16 protein-coding genes are annotated in these 17,489 nt (G+C 62.2%); 6 read left to right on the forward strand and 10 right to left on the reverse strand.

Features of this window, described 5'->3' with window-relative positions; translation table 11 throughout:
- Positions 1-201: 201 nt before the first annotated feature.
- The 7 genes from udk to F599_RS0108220 all read right to left on the reverse strand — a co-directional run bounded on the left by udk (position 202) and on the right by F599_RS0108220 (position 5,986).
- Positions 202-897, reverse strand: a complete 696-nt coding sequence (gene udk / locus F599_RS0108190; protein ID WP_019543044.1) for a uridine kinase — start codon at positions 895-897, stop codon at positions 202-204.
- Complete coding sequence (locus F599_RS0108195; RefSeq protein WP_019543045.1) at positions 894-1,391, reverse strand: CinA family protein; 498 nt, start codon at positions 1,389-1,391, stop codon at positions 894-896. The genes udk and F599_RS0108195 overlap by 4 nt, the downstream gene beginning before the upstream one ends.
- Positions 1,388-2,722 carry a 30S ribosomal protein S12 methylthiotransferase RimO gene (gene rimO, locus F599_RS0108200; RefSeq protein ID WP_019543046.1) on the reverse strand — a complete coding sequence of 445 codons (1,335 nt, stop codon included), beginning with the start codon at positions 2,720-2,722 and terminating at the stop codon, positions 1,388-1,390. Before rimO ends, F599_RS0108195 begins: the two co-directional genes overlap by 4 nt.
- A gap of 62 nt (positions 2,723-2,784) precedes the next feature.
- Positions 2,785-3,816, reverse strand: coding sequence for an ABC transporter substrate-binding protein (locus F599_RS0108205; RefSeq protein WP_019543047.1), 1,032 nt, complete (start codon positions 3,814-3,816; stop codon positions 2,785-2,787).
- Positions 3,817-4,025: 209 nt separating this feature from the next.
- Entirely contained in the window at positions 4,026-5,054 is a 1,029-nt protein-coding gene (locus F599_RS0108210) for a diguanylate cyclase domain-containing protein (RefSeq protein ID WP_019543048.1), read from the reverse strand.
- Positions 5,055-5,116: 62 nt separating this feature from the next.
- The gene (locus F599_RS0108215) at positions 5,117-5,536 is read right to left on the reverse strand and encodes a universal stress protein (protein WP_019543049.1); all 420 of its coding nucleotides are present in this window, start codon (positions 5,534-5,536) and stop codon (positions 5,117-5,119) included.
- 15 nt (positions 5,537-5,551) lie between these two features.
- Complete coding sequence (locus F599_RS0108220; RefSeq protein ID WP_019543050.1) at positions 5,552-5,986, reverse strand: universal stress protein; 435 nt, start codon at positions 5,984-5,986, stop codon at positions 5,552-5,554.
- A gap of 191 nt (positions 5,987-6,177) precedes the next feature.
- Here F599_RS0108220 and ilvA point away from each other — a divergent pair, with 191 nt between their 5' ends.
- From ilvA to F599_RS0108245, 5 genes are all read left to right on the forward strand, one after another.
- On the forward strand, positions 6,178-7,446 hold the full coding sequence (gene ilvA / locus F599_RS0108225) for a threonine ammonia-lyase (protein WP_019543051.1): 1,269 nt from the start codon (positions 6,178-6,180) through the stop codon (positions 7,444-7,446).
- Between the two features lie 305 nt (positions 7,447-7,751).
- Entirely contained in the window at positions 7,752-9,284 is a 1,533-nt protein-coding gene (locus tag F599_RS0108230; protein ID WP_019543052.1) for an L-lactate permease, read from the forward strand.
- 229 nt (positions 9,285-9,513) lie between these two features.
- A complete protein-coding gene (gene murQ / locus F599_RS0108235) occupies positions 9,514-10,428 on the forward strand; it encodes an N-acetylmuramic acid 6-phosphate etherase (RefSeq protein WP_019543053.1) in 915 nt (304 codons plus the stop codon).
- On the forward strand, positions 10,425-11,825 hold the full coding sequence (locus F599_RS0108240) for a PTS transporter subunit EIIC (RefSeq protein WP_019543054.1): 1,401 nt from the start codon (positions 10,425-10,427) through the stop codon (positions 11,823-11,825). The genes murQ and F599_RS0108240 overlap by 4 nt, the downstream gene beginning before the upstream one ends.
- A 357-nt stretch (positions 11,826-12,182) precedes the next feature.
- On the forward strand, positions 12,183-13,259 hold the full coding sequence (locus F599_RS0108245; protein ID WP_019543055.1) for a DUF871 domain-containing protein: 1,077 nt from the start codon (positions 12,183-12,185) through the stop codon (positions 13,257-13,259).
- A 77-nt stretch (positions 13,260-13,336) separates the two neighbouring features.
- On the opposite strand, the gene F599_RS14875 is transcribed toward F599_RS0108245, so the two are convergent.
- The 3 genes from F599_RS14875 to F599_RS15555 all read right to left on the reverse strand — a co-directional run bounded on the left by F599_RS14875 (position 13,337) and on the right by F599_RS15555 (position 16,163).
- A complete protein-coding gene (locus F599_RS14875; protein WP_019543056.1) occupies positions 13,337-14,563 on the reverse strand; it encodes an HD-GYP domain-containing protein in 1,227 nt (408 codons plus the stop codon).
- Positions 14,564-14,576: 13 nt separating this feature from the next.
- Positions 14,577-15,923, reverse strand: a complete 1,347-nt coding sequence (locus tag F599_RS0108255) for an NCS2 family permease (RefSeq protein WP_019543057.1) — start codon at positions 15,921-15,923, stop codon at positions 14,577-14,579.
- A 93-nt stretch (positions 15,924-16,016) separates the two neighbouring features.
- The gene (locus F599_RS15555) at positions 16,017-16,163 is read right to left on the reverse strand and encodes a hypothetical protein (RefSeq protein ID WP_019543059.1); all 147 of its coding nucleotides are present in this window, start codon (positions 16,161-16,163) and stop codon (positions 16,017-16,019) included.
- 905 nt (positions 16,164-17,068) lie between these two features.
- Between F599_RS15555 and F599_RS0108270 the strand changes: the two genes are divergently transcribed.
- Entirely contained in the window at positions 17,069-17,437 is a 369-nt protein-coding gene (locus F599_RS0108270) for an ArsR/SmtB family transcription factor (protein ID WP_019543060.1), read from the forward strand.
- Positions 17,438-17,489 lie beyond the last annotated feature (52 nt).

The raw sequence follows: 17,489 nt of genomic DNA on the forward strand, positions 1-17,489 counted from the left end.
AGGAGATTAGCCGTTATCTAGTCGCTACAGTTGCAACCCATAAGGATCCGGAAAGGTATGTAAAACCAAGCAATTTTAAGATTTAAAGAGCTTCCTTTCGTTTAAAGAGTCTAATCGTCGGGGGGGGGCAGGCCATAGCTGGATTTACTGCAAGGACGGGCGCGCAATGTCCACAAAGTGGACGTTTGTGCGTTGAGTTTACTATCCTTCTCCCAGCAGCGCCTCGATCTTCGTCTTCATCACATCGAACGCGACATCATTGCGGCCGCTGTTGAGGATGAGGTCGGCGAAGGTCTTCGTCGGCTCGACGTAGAGATAGTGCATGGGTTTGACGGTGGTGAGGTATTGGTTGATGACGCTTTCTAGGCTCCTGCCGCGCTCGCGGATGTCGCGCGCGACGCGGCGCAGGATGCGCTCGTCGGCGTCGGCTTCGACGTAGATCTTGATGTCGAAGAGATCTCTGAGGCGTGCGTCCTGGAAAATCAGGATGCCCTCGACGATGATGACGCGGCTCGGCTGGATGGCGACGGTCTTCTTGGCGCGCGTGTGCTGCGTGAAGTCGTAGGTGGGACAGTCGACAGCCCGTCCGGCGCGTAATTCCTCTAGATGGCGGACGAGGAGGTCGGTGTCGAGCGCGTCCGGATGGTCGTAGTTGATGGTGCGCCGCTCCTCGAGCGTGAGGTCGTCGTGCGGCTTGTAGTAGTTGTCGTGGTAGATGACGGTGATGGCATCACCGAACGCGCGCTTGAGTCGGTTGGTGAAGGTCGATTTTCCCGAGCCGGTGCCGCCCGCGATGCCGATGATGGTTGTCGCCCGGCCTGCCGCACGCGTCTCCATGCCTGTTTTTTTGCTTGTTTTCATGCCGATTGCCGTGTCTGCCTCCCTCTCTTTCGTCATGCCTGCACCTCCGTGAGGTAGTCGAGCGCAAGCGTGAGCGCACGGTCGCTCGTCTGCCGCTTGACCTCGGCGCGCGTGCCGTGGAAATGGTTCTCCGTGACGCGGGTGCCGCGCGCGCCGCTCACGGCGATGTAGACGAGGCCGACGGGCTTCGCCGCCGTGCCGCCGCCCGGCCCGGCGATGCCCGTGATGCCGAGGCCGAGATCTGTGCGGATGACGCGGCGGATGCCCTCGGCCATTTCCCGCGCGGTCTCAGGGGAGACGGCGCCGTGCGCGGCGAGCGTCGCGTGGCGCACGCCGACGAGGCGCTCCTTGATCTCGTTCGTATAGGAGACGATGGAGCCCATGACGTAGCCGGAGCTGCCGGGGATGTCCGTGAGGCGGCTCGTGACGAGCCCCCCCGTACAGGACTCCGCGCAGGCGATGGTCTTGCCGGCCGCGCGAAGCGCCGCGCCGAGACGCGCGGCGAGCTGGTCTTCCTCTTGTGCCTTCATGCTTCTTCCACCCTTTCGCCGACGACGTCATAGGTGAATCCCTGCAGCACGCGCACGCGCACGAGGTCGCCGATCTGGCTGTCCGTGTCGCCCTCGATGTAGACCTGGCCGTCGACGTCCGGCGCCTCGCGGTAGGAGCGGCCGACGGCGATGTTCGCCTGCTCCTCGTCGCGTCCCTCGACGAGGACTTCGAGTTCCCTGCCCTCGAGCTCGTGGTTGAGCTCCTCGGAGATCTTGCACTGGAGGCTCATGAGGTCATGATAGCGCTCCTGCATGACATCCTCCGGCACCTGGTTCGGCATGTCGTAGGCAGGCGTGCCCTCCTCGCGCGAGTAGGTGAAAACGCCGACTTTGTCGAGACGCATCTCCTCGAGGAAGTTCCGCAGCGTCTGGTACTGCGCGTCCGTCTCGCCGGGGAAGCCGACGATGAACGTCGAGCGGATCGTGACGCCGGGGATGCGCGTGCGCAGCTTCTCGATGAGCGCGCGCATGGAGGCCTGCGTGTCGGGGCGGTGCATGCGGCGCAGCACCTCATCGTGCGCGTGCTGCATGGGCAGGTCGACGTATTTCACGAGCTTCGGCTCGCTCGCGATCGTCTCGATGAGCTCGTCGCTGAAATACGTCGGATAGCTGTAGAGCGTGCGGATCCAGTGCACGCCCTCGACCGTGCAGAGCGTGCGCAGGAGCTTCGCGAGCTGCGGCTCGCCGTAGAGGTCGCGCCCGTACTCCGTCGTGTCCTGCGCGATGAGGATGATCTCCTTCACGCCGCGCGCGGCGAGGTTCACCACCTCATCGCGGATATCCTCGATGGGGCGGCTGCGGTAGGCGCCGCGGATGTAGGGGATGGCGCAGAAGGCGCAGCGGTTGTTGCAGCCCTCGGCGATCTTCACATAGGCGGTGTAGGCGGGCGTCGTCGTGATGCGCGGCGTGTGCTCGTCATAGAGCAGCTTGTCCTCGCCCGCGATGACGACGCGGTGTCCCTTGAGCGACTCCTCGACAGCCTCCATGATGCGGTTCCACGCGCCTGTGCCGATGATGGCATCCGCCTCCGGCATATCATCGAGGAGCTCCTGCCCGTAGCGCTGGCCGAGGCAGCCTGCGACGATGAGGCTGCGGCAGCGGCCGGACTCCTTGTATTCCGCCATGTTGAGGATGGTCGTGATCGACTCCTCCTTGGCGGACTCGATGAACGCGCATGTATTGACGATGAGGATATCCGCCTCCGCCGGCTCCGGCGTGAGCTCGATGCCGTGCTCCCTGAGGATGCCGAGCATCATTTCCGTATCGACGAGATTCTTGGAACAGCCAAGACTGACAAAACCTGCTTTCACAATCTTTCCTCCATATTTCTACGCGCACAAGCGTGCCGCGTTTCTGTCACTTGCCAGCCCGCTCAGGGGCTGCTGAACCTGATGTACTTCACCCAGCGATCCAGGAAAGCATGTTTCTCCGCCTCCGTGAAGCGCGGGAACTGCCGGAAGAGCACGATGTTCTTTCCCGGAAAGGACTGATAGGCGAGCGTCGCGGGATTCGTCGTGAGGAAATAGAACCCCTGCGACGCGAGCGCGAGCTGTGCCTCATCGGAGAGCAGCCAGTCGATGAGCCGCCCCGCCGCCTGCCTGTCCGCCTCGCTGCACTGCGCAAGGATGCCCGCGCCCGTGAGCAGGTAGGCCGTCCCGTCCGCCGGATAGACCACGCGGATGGGATAGCCGTCGCTTACATAGCGAAACGCCTCGCTCGCCACGGCCACAGAGATATCCGCCTCCCCCATGCCGACCTGGCGCACAGGGTTCGAGAGATATTTCGTATACTGCACGACCTTCGGATGGATGCCGCGGAGGATGTCGTAGGCCGCCGCATCGCCGAACTCCGCGATCAGGGAAAAGAGCAGCTGCGCCGAGGCGTCCGCCGCGACAAAGTCCGTCATGCCGATGCGCACGCCAGGCGCCGCCGCGAGCGCCGTCCAGGTGTCCGGCACCTCACGGAGCGTCCGAAGGTAGTCCTTGTTCACCGCGAAGACGACGGGATCGTACCAGACGCCCGTCCATGCGCCCTCCGACTGCTTGAACTCTGCAGGCACCGCGTCAGATGTCTCTGAGACATAGGGCGTGAACGCGCCCGCCTCTGAGAGGCGCAGGAGCGTCTCCTCATCCGCCAGCACGAGCACGGCCTCGCTGTCGCCAGGCGCGCGCCGCACGAGCTCGTCGCGTGTGAGCGGCACGAAATTCAGCCGCACATGCCGCTCCTGCGCGTACGCCTTGCCCAGCTGGTCGGCGTGCTCCGCCGGCAACGTCGTATAGACGGTGAGCTCCCGCATCGCCGCATCCTTCTCGACATGGCCCGTGCCGCCGAGATACGCCGACCCCGCCACGACGAGCACGAAGAGCAGAAACGCCGTCAAAAGAAGCGTCGTATACCGTCGCATCGCTTTTCCTCCCCGAAGCTATCGTCCGCCCGCAGCGCACCCGCCGCGCAGCCGCAGACTGATGAAAAAATGACTTACTTCATTATATACAATCCCCATCCCCCTGACAAGGGAACGCCGCGAGACGCCGCGCGTCACGCGCTGCCCATAGGGACACACGGGCAATCAGAAAAAAGGCTGCCCGCCGGCAGCCTCATCCTGAAAACAATTTATAACTTTTCTTCTTCAAAATAAACGCGGTAGTTGTTCTTTCCGTGCGCTTTGGCGTTCCTGAGCGCACTCTCCGCCTGCGTGAGAAGCATCTGGTAGTGGAGCTTCGGCGCACCTGTTGCGGCCACGCCGACGCTCACGCTGATGTCCTCAAAGCCCTTCATGGAGACCTTGTGCACGAGCTCGATGACGCGCTGTGCGCGGCGCTCGATGATGTCGAGCGGCGTATGCCCGCAGATGAAGAGGACGAACCTGTCCTCCCGCACCTGCCCCAGGAGGTCGCTGCCACGGAAATCCGAGAGGATCATATCCGAGAGCGCGTGCGCGTAGCCCGCTACATTGATCTCCGGGTGCGCCGTGATATGCTCCTCGAGGTTCGTGAGCTCGATGAGGAACAGCGTTCCCTTGTCCCCCTGCGGCAGTTGATGAATCTGACGGTTGACCTCCGCCTCCAGCTTGGCACCTGAGGCAATGGCCTCGATGGATCTGCCGCCGCACCGTCCGCCAGCCGCCCCCTGGACGCACCACTCGCTCACATCATCGGTCGCAAAGCTATAGCCGATGATGCTTGACACGATGCCATCCGCCGCGGGCACGCTCTTGTAGGTGAGCCTGTTCCAATGCGGATCCTCAGAGAACACACTGCCGTAGAACTCCACGACGCCGTCCATCGGTCGGCGGATGGCCTCCCGGATGGCCTCCGCGAAGCGTACGCCCTCGGGATCGCTGCCATGCACAGCCATATCGAGGATAGCACTGAAATTGCGGATTCTCCGCTCCACCTGCTGCCCGTCCTGCTTCACTTTGAGGAAATAAAACGTATCCTCCTCTAAATCAAAGGTGAACAGCGCCGCACCGCTCCTCTCGAGCATCATATCGATGGCGCCTAAGCGCTCCTGCCAGATGCGCATGCCCGCCGGCCGCGAGAGCTCAGCATCGAGCGGCGTACCGAGGCCGCTGACAACAATCTGCGAAAACGTTTCAGACGGAACCACGAACGCTGTCCTCTCATCTGTCTGCTCTGCCATACTTCTGGTTCTCCGACCTTCCCTGCTTTCCGTCGCTTCCTGTACTTCTGCCATATCCTGCTTCATTTCACGACGAGCACAGGGCACTTGGACTGCTCCACGATGTACTGGCTCACGCTGCCGAGCAGCACGCCCTTGACAACACCGAGGCCACGGCTGCCCATGACGATCATATCCATATCCTTATCCGTTGCGAAATCGAGGATGACGACGGCCGGCGATCCCGTCTCGGAGAACGCCTCCTTGTCGATACCGCTCGGCACCATCTCCATCGCCCGGTCGAGGATGACATTGCCCGCCTTCGTCACGGCATCAAGGATTGCATCGGAGAGGCAGGCGTTGATCGCGAGCTGATTGATGTTCGCCACATAGAGGAAATTGAGCTTCGCACCGCATGCCTCAGCGAGCGTAATCGCCTGCGTCACCGCACGATCCGAACCTTCAGAACCATCGACTGGTACGAGAATATTCTTGATTGTCATAACGATAACCTCCATTCATTTCACAACGATGACGGTGCCTGGCGCCCGTTCCATGACCTCCTGGCTCACGCTGCCGAGGAAGAATCCCTCGACGCGGCCGAGCCCGCGTCCGCCGACGACGATCGGCTCCTGTGCGTGCTCCGCTGCGAAGCGCAGAATCTCCTCCGCCGGGATGCCCGTTCGCTCGTGCAGCTCGTAGGGAACAAGCCCGCGCACGCGCTCCTCCGCGCGGCTGAGCGCATCGTGCACGACAGGTCCGATGGGCCGTGTCACGCTCTCCGGCAGCCAGCTCACGAGATGCTCCGTATCCGTCTCGCTCGCAAAATACGCGACGGTGAGAATGTCGAGCATCGCTCCGCCCGCTTTCGCGAGCAGGGCGGCTGCGTCGAGCGCCTTGAGCGAGCTGTGGGAACCATCCACCGGCACGAGAATCCGAGAAAACTGCTCCATAGGCATTCCCTCCTCCGAATCTCGTTTCTATTTACTATCTTCTTTATTCGCGTTTTCTTGGCAAAATCCTCCATCATCAGAAAACTTTCCTCGTATTTTTGTCAAAAATTTTCCTGCATTCCGTCTCACGATTGACAAACGTCCACTCCTCATGTAAACTTGTAACGATACTAAAATAGGAGGCTAGCTATATGCCAGAAGATAAAAAAGACCGCCCCGCGCAAGATGAGGCGGCAGAGAACGAGGCCATCGTCGCGCGCACGACCATCGCCGATGTCTACCGCGCTTCCAAGCAGCTCGAGGGCGTCGCGCGCAAGACGCGTCTCATCCACAGCGATTATTTCTCCGAGATCTCCGGCAACGACGTCTACCTGAAGCCGGAGAACCTGCAGCATACAGGCGCATTCAAGCTGCGCGGCGCCTACAACAAGATCAGCCAGCTCACCGAGGAAGAAAAGAAAAAAGGCGTCATCACAGCCTCGGCGGGCAACCACGCGCAGGGCGTCGCCTACGCCGCGAAAAAACTCGGCGTCAAGGCCGTCATCTGCATGCCGGCCACGACGCCGCTCCTCAAGGTCGAGGCGACGAAGGCGCTCGGCGCTGAAGTCGTACTGCATGGCGACGGCTTCGACGATGCCTATGCCTACAGCCTCGAGCTGCAGAAGCAGCACGGCTACGTCTACATCCATCCGTTCAACGACCTCCAGGTCCTGCTCGGCCAGGGTACGACGGCGCTCGAGATCATCGACGCGCTCAAGGACGTCGACGCCATCCTCGTACCGATCGGCGGCGGCGGCTTCGCCTCGGGCGTCGCGCTCGCGACGAAGCTCGTGAACCCGAACGTCAAGGTCTACGGCGTCGAGCCAGAAAACGCTGCCTGCATGAAAGCCGCGCTCACCAAGGGCGGCATCGTCTCGCTCGCGAGCGCCGACACCGTCGCCGACGGCTGCGCGGTCAAGACGGCAGGCACGCTCACCTACGCGTTCTGCAAGAAATATCTCGATGACATCTTCACCGTCTCCGAGATGGAGATCATGGGCGCGCTGCTCTCCCTCATCGAGAAGCACAAGCTCATCGCCGAAGGCGCGGGCGTCCTCTCTCTCGCGGCGCTCTCGAAACTGCCATTCAAAGACAAGAAGGTCGCCGCCATCGTCTCGGGCGGCAACATCGACATCTCGACGATCTCCGCGCTCATCGACAAAGCGCTCATCGCGCGCAGCCGCGTCTTCTGCTTCGGCGTCCAGCTGCCAGACAAGCCAGGCCAGCTCCTCAACATCTCGCGCATCCTCGCCGAACAGAACGCGAACGTCATCGAGCTCAACCACAACCAGGCCAAGGTGACGGACAGCTTCAAGAAAGTCGTGCTCGAAGTCACCTGCGAGACACACAACGAGGAACACGTCCAGCGCATCATCACCGCGCTCAGAGCGCATGGCTACGAGCCGGAGCGCGTCTACTGAGAAAGGATGCCGAGCACAAGCGCCCACCTGTTTCCAACAGCTCATCAGGAGCCTGACATACCGCATGATGTACAGGCTCCTTTTTCATGCCTTTCAAAGGAGCATCGCTTCTGCAGATATCCGCGGACCATTGGCTGGTGAAGTATGCCATTTTCTAGGCAGTCTCGGCTTGTTATTATTCTTTTTTATTAATAACATCGAATTTCATATTAGTTGTATTCTTTTTTCTTGCTTTATTTCACATTATATTATAGAATAAATTGCAGAGGGGTCTAAAAACATACATAGTAGAAGGGGGATTTTCTATGATCTTCATTGCCTTATCGCCAATCCTCTGGCTCATCGTGGCGCTCACCGTCATGCACATGTCAGCCTGGAAGGCGTGTTCTATCGCTCTCCTCGTTGCCTGGGCAGCCAGTCTCGGCGTTTACGGCATGACGCTGATCCACGCGGCAGAGGCTACGCTCGAGGGCGCGGCACTCGCCTGCTGGCCGATCCTGCTCGTCATCATCGCCGCCATCTTCACTTATAATCTCAGCCTCCATACGAAGAGCATGGACACCATCAAGCAGATGCTCACCTCTGTAAGCTCGGATAAGCGCGTGCTCATCCTGCTCATCGGCTGGGGCTTCGGCAGCTTCCTCGAGGGTATGGCGGGCTTCGGCACCGCTGTCGCCATCCCCGCCGGCATGCTCGCGGGCCTCGGCATCTCGCCGCTGCTCGCAGCGAGCGTCTGCCTCATCGCGAATTCCGTGCCGACGGCCTACGGCTCCATCGGCATCCCGCTCGTCACGCTCGGCAGCGTGACGGGCGTCCCCAGCAGTCAGCTCGCGCTCTACACGGCGCTGCAGCTCGCGCCGCTCTCGCTGCTCTGCCCTTTCATCATGACCATCGTGACGGGCAAGTCGCTCAAGGCGCTCAATGGCATGATTTCCTACTGCCTCGCGGCAGGACTCGGCTTCCTGCTGCCGGAGCTCGTCGTCGCCGCTTTCCTCGGCCCTGAGCTCGCCGTCATCGCCGGCTCAATCGGCACGATGGGCGCCATCGTCCTCTGCGCGAAAGCTTTCCCGCAGCACGATCCCGCCTACGCCATGGACGCGCTCGGAGACGCGCCCGCCGTCGATGCCCGCAAGGGACTGCTCGCCTGGCTGCCGTTCATCCTCATCTTCGTCTTCCTGCTCGTGACGAGCAAGCTCGTCCCGGTGCTGCACGATCCGCTGAACCTCATCAAGACCTCCGTCCTCATCTATGACGGCGCGGGCGGTGCGCCCTACACCTTCACCTGGGTCGCGACGCCTGGCGTGCTCATCTTCCTCGCCGCCTTCCTCGGCGGCCATATGCAGGGCGCCGGCATGGGAGAGATGCTCTCCGTCCTCAAGACGACCATCATCAACCTCCGCTTCACCATCATCACCATCATCGCCGTCATCGCTACGGCAAAGGTCATGGGCTACGCGGGCATGACGTTCGACATCGCGACGACCGCCGTCGCCGCCACGGGCACGCTCTATCCGACCGTCGCGGCCTTCATCGGCTCCATCGGCACGTTCATCACAGGTTCCGCGACCTCCTCGTGCGTCCTCTTCGGCAAGCTGCAGACAGACTCTGCCGTCGCCATCGGCGCGAGCGAGGCCGGACAGGCATGGCTCGCCGCCGCCAACGCGACAGGCGCCTGCGCAGGCAAGATGATCTCGCCGCAGAGCATCGCCATCGCCGTCGGCGCCATCGGCGTCAAGGGCTGCGACAGCAAGCTCCTGAGCTTCGCCGTCAAGATCTACGTTCCGTTCATCATCATCATGGGAGCCATCGTGTACTTCGGCTTCGCATACCTCGAATGACACAGCGAAACAACGCGCAGCGCCAGGGATCCGTCCCTGGCGCTGCGTTTTTATGCCTCCGTGTGCGCCTCTGGCGGCTCACTGCCCGCGCACAAAAGAAAAATGTGCTATACTATTCACATACGAAAGAAAACCGCAACGGGAGCAACCGCTCCCAAAATCACCAGCCCCGCGCGCAGCGATGCGCTGTCCCCGGGGCATGACGAAAAGCATAGCGAGGAACCTACCTATGAATCTCAGCCAACTCACGACGGAGCAGCGCAATCCGCGCACGCTCCATATCGACGAAGTACCGACGCTCGAGCTCGTGCGCCTCATCAACGAGGAAGACCAGCGCGTACCACAGGCCGTCGCCGCCATCCTGCCCGACATCGCGCGCGCCGTCGACCTCATTGCTGCGCGCCTCGCGGCGGGCGGCAGACTCTTCTACATCGGCGCGGGCACCTCGGGACGTCTCGGCATCCTCGACGCCGTCGAATGCCCGCCGACCTACCGCACCGATCCCGAGCGCATCCAGGGCATCATCGCCGGCGGCACGCCCGCCATCTTCCGCGCGCAGGAGGGCGCAGAGGACAGCGAGGAGCTCGGCGCGCACGACCTCGCGGCGCGAGGCTTCCGCGCGGGCGACATCGCCTGCGGCATCGCCGCCTCCGGCCGCACACCCTACGTCATCGGCGCGCTGCGCCGCGCGCGCGCCTGTGGCGGCGCCACCATCGCCCTCGCCTGCAGCGAGCACGCGGCCATCGCCAGCCTCGCCGACATCGCCCTGCTCCCCATCACCGGCCCCGAAGCCATCACGGGCTCGACGCGCATGAAGGCGGGCACGGCGCAGAAGCTCGTGCTCAACATGCTCTCGACGGGCGCCATGATCCGCCTCGGCAAGACCTACGGCAACCTCATGGTCGACGTCAAAGCCTCGAACGCCAAACTCAAAGAGCGCGCCCTCGTCATCGTCATGACCATCGCCGCCTGCAGCCGCGAGGAAGCGGCGGCCGCACTCGCCGCGGCGGACGGCAGCGCCAAGCTCGCCGTCCTCCACGTCCTCACGGGCGCGCCCATCGCCGCCTGCGAGGAAATGCTCGCCAAGAGGCAGGGACGGCTGAAAGAAACCCTCCGCGCCGCACGAAAGGAGCCCTTCGCATGAACGAAGCCGAACAGGAACGCATCGCCCGCGCCGTCCTGGAGCGCGCAGGCGGCAGGGAAAATATCACGAAGGCCTACCACTGCATGACGCGCCTGCGCCTAGAGCTCGCCGGCGGTATCACAGAAGACCTCAAGGCCCAGCTCGCCGCCATCTCCGGCGTCCTCGGCACCAACGTCAGCGGCAGCGAGCTGCAGCTCATCCTCGGCCCCGGCAAAGCCGCCGCCGTCGATGCGGCCCTGCAAACGCTCCTCCAGGCGGCCCCCGCCGCGGCCGGTCCGCACGCAGAAACGACCTGCCCGGAAGCGCGCAGCTCCCATCCGCAGATCGGCGACGGCAAAGCCCTCCACGCCCGGATCCGCGCGCGGAACGCGACGCCCGTCAAGCTCTTCTTCAAGCGCATCGCGAGCATCTTCATCCCGCTCATCCCCGGCTTCATCGCCTGCGGTCTCATCAGCGGCTGCCTCAACGTCGTCGGCAAATACGACAGCGCTCTCACCGCCTCGCCCCTCTTCCAGCTCCTCGCCGTCGCGAGCTCCACCGTTTTCTGGGGCATGAACATCCTCGTCGGCCGCAACACCGCTGAGGAATTCGGCGGCACTCCCATCCTCGGCGGCATTCTCGGCGCCCTGCTCGCCCACCCGGATCTCGCTCACATCACCCTCTTCGGCGCGCCGCTCGTCCCGGGCCGCGGCGGCATCATCTCCGTCCTCCTCGTCGCCGCCCTCGCCACCCTCATCGAGAAGCGGCTGCGCCGCCTCATCCCCGAGACGCTCAGCCTCTTCCTCGTCCCGCTCCTCACCTTCCTCCTCGCGGGAACCGCCGCCATCTGCATCCTCCAGCCCCTCGGCGGCCTCATCTCCGACGCCATCGGCAGCGCCGCCACCACGGCCATCGGCAGCGGCGGCGCCCTCACCGGCCTCATCCTCGGCGGCACCTTTCTCCCCATGGTCATGCTCGGTCTGCACCAAACCCTCACCCCCATCCACGCCGAGCTCCTCGCCCGCTACGGCTTCACCATCCTCCTGCCCGTCCTCGCCATGGCAGGCGCCGGCCAGGTCGGCGCGAGCTTCGCCGTCTACCTGCGCACGCAAAACAAGAAACTCAAAAAAATCATCGCCTCCGCCCTCCCCGTCGGCATCATGGGCGTCGGCGAGCCCCTCATCTACGGCGTCACCCTCCCGCTCGGCAAGCCGTTCCTCGGCGCCTGCATCGGCGGCGCCTGCGGCGGCGCCGTCCAGGCCGCCTTCCAGGTCGGCGCCGCCACCATCGGCATCAGCGGCCTCCCCCTCGCCGCCGCCACCGACAACATCCCCATCTACCTCCTCGGCCTCCTCGCCGCCTACCTCGGCGGCTTCCTCGCCACCCTGATCCTCGGCTTTGCCGACCCCGAGGAATGAGCTGCGAACCATGCTCCACCCGACACCAGCCACCGAACAGCAATCGCGAAGCGGAGCAAACCGCCTCGAACCCCTCCCGCGTAATCCCCTCCCGTCACCCCCGCGAGGCGCGGGCGGCGGGCGCCGGGCAGCGAGCGCAGCGCGGAGCCTATTCGGAGACACGACGAACCATTGAGCCTACACCGCGCCGGTCGCGCCGAGCGCAACTAGGCGTACTTGCTCCCATGCCAATCACCTGCGCCCTACGGGCTTGGTTCTTGGGGGCGCAATGCATCGACGAGAGCGAAGCGCGGAGCGAGTCGCCCGGCACCCGCCTCAGCCTCGCCCCCCATACTACCAACAAAAGGAGTTGATTTCATGCAAAACGGCATTTCCATCTACCCCGGCCTCGACAACACGCTGTCAGAAAACCTCGCCCTCATCGAGACAGCCGCCGCCCTCGGTCTCCCGCGCCTCTTCACCTCCCTCCACATCCCCGAGACCGACCCCGGCGCCCTCAAGCGCGAGCTCGGCGTCCTGCTCAAGGCCGCGCGCGCCCACCACATGGAGATCATCTCCGACGTCAGCCCCGCCACCCTCACCCTGCTCGGCCTCAAGGAATTCAACCTCTCCGCCTTCCGCATGCTCGGCATCACCACGCTGCGCCTCGACGACGGCTTCACCTGTGAGAACATCGCCCGCCTCAGCCACAACAGCCAGCACATCCGCCTCCAGCTCAACGCCTCCACCATGACCGGCCGCCTGCTGCAGAAACTCGTAGACGCCAAGACCGACTTCTCCAACATCGACGCCCTCCACAACTTCTACCCGCGCACCGGCACCGGCCTCAGCGAGGAAACCCTCGCGCGCAAGACCGCCATGCTCCATAAGACCGGCATCCGCGTCGGCGCTTTCCTGCCCTCGCTGGCAGGCCGCCGCCGCTCGCCGCTCAGAGACGGCCTGCCGACGCTCGAGGACCACCGCGCCATGCCGACGAGCCTCGCCGCCCGCCACCTCGTCGCGCTCGGCATCGACTCCGTATTCCTCGCCGACGCCCTGCCGACAGACGAGGAGCTCCGCTGCCTCGCCAGCCTCGAGGACAACCAGGTCGTCCTCGCCGCCGACCTCCTCACGCGCGACACCGCGCAAAAACACCTCCTCACACAGACCTTCACCGCCCGCATCGACGAGGCCCGCGACGCCGTCCGCGCCCAGGAGAGCCGCCGCCTCCTCCAGGGCAACATCGCCCCCGAACATACGGCAGAGCGCCCCTGCGGCGCCGTCACCATCGACAACAGCGACTACGGCCGCTACATGGGCGAGCTCGAGATCATCAAGAACGGCCAGCCCGCCGACTCGCGCGTCAACGTCGCCGCCCAGGTCAAGGAGAGCGATCGCTTCCTCATCGACTACATCTCCCCCGGCCGCAGGTTCTCCCTCTTTTTCCCGGCATAATCTCTCGAAAAACAAAAAACAAACGGCGCACGACATCTGCCACGCAGACATCGTGCGCCGTTTGTTTGTAAGACCGCTCAGCGCTTCCCCTTTTCCATATACGCGAGGAAGATATCCGTCAGATTCGGATCGAACTGCGTCCCGCGCCCCTCCCGGATGATGGCGAGCGCCTTCTCCCGCGGCATGGCCGGCTTGTACACGCGCTCGCTCACGAGCGCGTCATAGACATCCACGAGCGCCATGATCCGCGCCTCCAGCGGGATCTCCTCCCCGCGCAGGCCCTGCGGATACCCCTTGCCGTCATAGCGCTCATGATGGCTCAGCGCGATGTGATACGCCATCTCGTAGAAACTCTCATCCATATCCCGCCGGATCGTATCGCGGATCATGCGCGCGCCGTAGACCGTATGGAGCTTCATCTGTGCGAACTCCTCCTCCGTCAGACGCCCCGGCTTGTTGAGCACGAGATCGGAGATCTTGATCTTGCCGATATCATGCAGCGGCGCGGCATGCACCAGCATCTCCTGCTGCTGCCGCCCCAGGAGGTCGTGATACCGCGCGTCCTGCACCACCTGCTGCACGAAGCCCTCGATGAACCGGCTCGTGCGCTGGACGTGACCGCCGGTATTTTCGTCGCGGTTCTCGATGATGTACGCGAGGTTCTCGATCATGCCCTGCCGCACGGCATCGTTCTTGCACCGCTCCGAAAAGCCGCGCATCATGATGTTCGCGAGCAGATAATAGCAGATGAACTCCACGACGCAGTAAAACACCACGTTGATGACATCGAGCTCGATGAACTTCTGCGGTTTCGTCATCATCTGTATATCATAGAGCAGGAACCCCGCGGCATTGAGAACGACAAAACTCTGCATGCGCCACGGCCTGTCGATGAAGAGCAGCGGCAGGACGGAGAGCAATACCACGACGCTCGTCACGGGCACCCATCTATGCCATGAGGTGAACGACATCGCGAACACGAGCAGGAACGTGATCTCCATGCAGAGGTAGCCGAGGAGCAGCGTCGCCCAGCGCGGGCGCACGAAGCGCACCGCCAGATCGTACACGAGCCAGGCGAATGTCCCCTCGATGAAATAAATATAGCGCGCAGCGGCCAGCGTGTCCGAGGCAAACGACAGCAGATACATGAGATAACCGAGCACCGCGGCCGTCAGTGAAATCAGTCGGAGCATCTCATGATTCCTGCGCAGCACGAGCCCCTGCACCTGCGCATACTCCTCGCGCCCCAGTCCGCAGTAGAGCAGCGCCTCCTTCATCTGCTGGGGATGCGATCGACGTTTCATTCCCATCCCCCCCTTACAAGATATGCATCACGAGAAAGTTCAGCACAAAGATCAACGTGCAGCCGAGCAGCACGTAATTCACCTGCACGGACGCGGGGTCGCGCACATACCGGACAATCTCCAGCAGGCAGTGCAGGAACAGCCCCACGGCCAGCCCGTACGCGATGGAAAAGAGCAGCGTCATGCCGAGGATCGTCCCCACGGCCGGCACCGCCTCCCCGAGCCGCTGCCAAGCGATCTCGCTGTAATTCTTCAACATGGAGACGCCGATGACCAGCAGCACGCCCGCGTTCACCTCGATGGGAACCGCCGTAGCGATCGGCGCGGCGAAAATCGCGAGCAGCATGAAGAGCGCCGCGACCACGGCCGTGAGCCCCGTCCTGCCGCCCGCGCTGATACCGGCAGAAGACTCGATATACGTCGTGACATTCGACGTCCCGAGCAACGCGCCGATGGGCGTAGCGAGCGAATCGGCGAAGAGCGCCCGGTCAAGCGGCGTCGAAAGCCCCCGCGACGCGCGCAGCGTATGCTCCTCGTCCCGCGTGAAGATTCCCGTCGAGCGCCCCGTGCCGACGAACGTCCCCAGCGTATCGAACACATCCGAAAGGCTCAGCGCGAGCACCGTCGCAAACGCGACGAACCACCGGTCAGAGGCGATGAGCGCCGGCAGCCCATCGTAAAGCGCCGCGCCCACGACACCGAGGAAATCCCCCGCATAGCCCGCCAGATACCCGCGCTCCAGCTCCCCCTGCGAGGTGATGCCGAGCATCATGCAGACAGAGGTCATGACCATCATGCCGAGCAGGATCCGCCCCCTGAGCCGCAGCACATAGAACACGCAGAGCAGCGCGACCGTCCCCGCGAAGAGGAAAAACCGATTCGCATCGTCCACGGCAACATTGATATTCCTGACGCCCGCCACGGCGATGAACCCGCCGATGCCCATACTGATGGCGTTTTGCAGATAGAGCGGAATCGCCTCGATGATGGCATGGCGCAGCCGCGTCACCGTGACGAACACATTGACGAGACCGCAGAGGAACACCATCGCCAGCGCCTCCTGCCAGCGGAATCCCAGGAGCAGCACCACCGTCAGCGCCACGAACGAATTGAGGCTCATGCCCGGCGCGAGCACATATGGCACATTGGCGAACAGCCCCATGAAAAGCGTACAGGCCACCGAGGAAATAATCGTCGCGAAAAACACCGCGCCGTAGGGAATCCCAGCCTGCGCGAGCAGCATCGGATTGATGACGATGATATACGACATCGAGAAAAACGTCGCAGCCCCGGCGATGAACTCCCGCTCGAGCGTACTCCCCATGCGCTCCACGCCGAAAAAACTGCGCAGCCACTCCATCTCAGTTCCCCTCCTTTTCATTCGTCAGAACAATGGCGACGCTGCGGATATCGCCCGCCGCGTCGCGCGAAATACACTTCCCCCAAAGCCGCATCATGCGGCCCCTGTAAAAAAGAGCGTCGTCTCGACCCTGCCGGACATCACAGCCCGCTCAATCAAATGACAGAAACTTGCCTGCGGCGCGCCCCGCTCCTCCACGAGCTCCCAGAGCGAGACATCCACTGGGCGGCAGCCGATCACGGTGTACTTGCTGTTTCATCTTCCTCCCCCACTCTCCCCATTAAGCCCCCCAAAATTTTTATCTTACTAAATCGTCCTATTCATCCTCGCTCATATATAACAATTTCTTTAGAAAAGAATACCAGAATTCCATCTATTCGGCAAATACAATTTTCGAATCATATTGTATCATATACGGAACAAAGCAGTATATGATTTCTTTTCACGCATCATTATCTTTCAATAACAGACAAACCCGCTCTGCCGCCGGATTTCCGGCCTCAATTTGTCAAGTGTGAACAACTGTGCGGAGCGCAAAAAAAAGGCTCAATGCAAAACCTTGTGGGATTTTGGATTCCGCACATACGACGCACGGCTTAAATCCATGATTTTCAGGAACAGACGATTCTTCGCGATGAGTTCCTCGTACCGGGATAGATACCGTCCTGTCCGTCTCTTTTCCGGCGTAGCAAACACAGCCTACTCTCCCGGCACAGCACCTTCCCTTCTGCGGACTCAGCGTCCTTTCTCGCCAGCGTTTCGCGGTTGGCCGTAAGGATCGGCTTCTCTTGAGCATACATAACAATATCTTTAGAAAGAGAATATCAAAATACCAGTGTCTTGACAAGTGTAAATTCTGAACAAAAGTGTTAAGGAAGCGCTGATTAAATGAGGTGCCCTGAATTTTCGTAGATGCGCTGTATCTCTCTAGGAGACAAACTGGAGGCGTAGCAAAGCTACGCTGAGGATTTGTCGACAACGAAAGGACAGTGCAGATACGCACTGCCATCCTCATTTCGTCAACATCCCAGGAGATGCCAGGAAACGAAATGTGTCCGCCGATTTTCCTAGATATTTTCTACTTCCAGTTTCAGCCGGAAGAATGATATAATAGAAAAGATAGAAGCGAAAGGATACGAGACACGATGAAGAAAACAGAACCAGCGGATCTCTGCGAAATCCATAAGACACACCCGGAGGCCCTCGAGATGGCGCGCCTGCACGAGGCCGACGACGAGACGAGCCTGCGCCTCGCCGACATTTTCAAGGTGCTCGGCGACCGCACGCGCATCAAGCTCCTCTCCCTGCTCGCGCACAAGGAGGAACTCTGTGTCTGCGACATCGCCGAGGCGCTCGGCATGGGCCAGTCCGCCATCTCGCATCAGCTCCGCGTGCTGCGCAACGCGCGCCTCGTGAAATTCCACAAAGTCGGCAAGGAGGCCTTCTACTCCCTCGACGACGACCACGTCGTCACCCTCATGCAGCAAGGCCTCGACCATGTCCTGCACGGCTGAACGGCAGCCACCGCCGCCAGACACGCCCGGCCGCACCCCGCAAAGAAAGGAG

Origin of the sequence: Selenomonas bovis DSM 23594 (assembly GCF_000381005.1) — a bacterium.
Taxonomy (GTDB): Bacteria; Bacillota; Negativicutes; order Selenomonadales; family Selenomonadaceae; genus Selenomonas_C; species Selenomonas_C bovis.

What these genes read in the sequence shown, in the direction of transcription:
- F599_RS0108195 (WP_019543045.1), bottom strand. Translation starts at nt 1,391, where the DNA reads ATGAAGGCACAAGAGGAAGACCAGCTCGCCGCGCGTCTCGGCGCGGCG.
- F599_RS0108240 (WP_019543054.1), top strand. Translation starts at nt 10,425, where the DNA reads ATGAACGAAGCCGAACAGGAACGCATCGCCCGCGCCGTCCTGGAGCGC.
- F599_RS0108205 (WP_019543047.1), bottom strand. Translation starts at nt 3,816, where the DNA reads ATGCGACGGTATACGACGCTTCTTTTGACGGCGTTTCTGCTCTTCGTG.
- F599_RS14875 (WP_019543056.1), bottom strand. Translation starts at nt 14,563, where the DNA reads ATGAAACGTCGATCGCATCCCCAGCAGATGAAGGAGGCGCTGCTCTAC.
- murQ (WP_019543053.1), top strand. Translation starts at nt 9,514, where the DNA reads ATGAATCTCAGCCAACTCACGACGGAGCAGCGCAATCCGCGCACGCTC.
- F599_RS0108270 (WP_019543060.1), top strand. Translation starts at nt 17,069, where the DNA reads ATGAAGAAAACAGAACCAGCGGATCTCTGCGAAATCCATAAGACACAC.
- F599_RS0108220 (WP_019543050.1), bottom strand. Translation starts at nt 5,986, where the DNA reads ATGGAGCAGTTTTCTCGGATTCTCGTGCCGGTGGATGGTTCCCACAGC.
- udk (WP_019543044.1), bottom strand. Translation starts at nt 897, where the DNA reads ATGACGAAAGAGAGGGAGGCAGACACGGCAATCGGCATGAAAACAAGC.
- F599_RS0108210 (WP_019543048.1), bottom strand. Translation starts at nt 5,054, where the DNA reads ATGGCAGAGCAGACAGATGAGAGGACAGCGTTCGTGGTTCCGTCTGAA.
- ilvA (WP_019543051.1), top strand. Translation starts at nt 6,178, where the DNA reads ATGCCAGAAGATAAAAAAGACCGCCCCGCGCAAGATGAGGCGGCAGAG.
- F599_RS0108255 (WP_019543057.1), bottom strand. Translation starts at nt 15,923, where the DNA reads ATGGAGTGGCTGCGCAGTTTTTTCGGCGTGGAGCGCATGGGGAGTACG.
- F599_RS0108245 (WP_019543055.1), top strand. Translation starts at nt 12,183, where the DNA reads ATGCAAAACGGCATTTCCATCTACCCCGGCCTCGACAACACGCTGTCA.
- F599_RS0108230 (WP_019543052.1), top strand. Translation starts at nt 7,752, where the DNA reads ATGATCTTCATTGCCTTATCGCCAATCCTCTGGCTCATCGTGGCGCTC.
- F599_RS0108215 (WP_019543049.1), bottom strand. Translation starts at nt 5,536, where the DNA reads ATGACAATCAAGAATATTCTCGTACCAGTCGATGGTTCTGAAGGTTCG.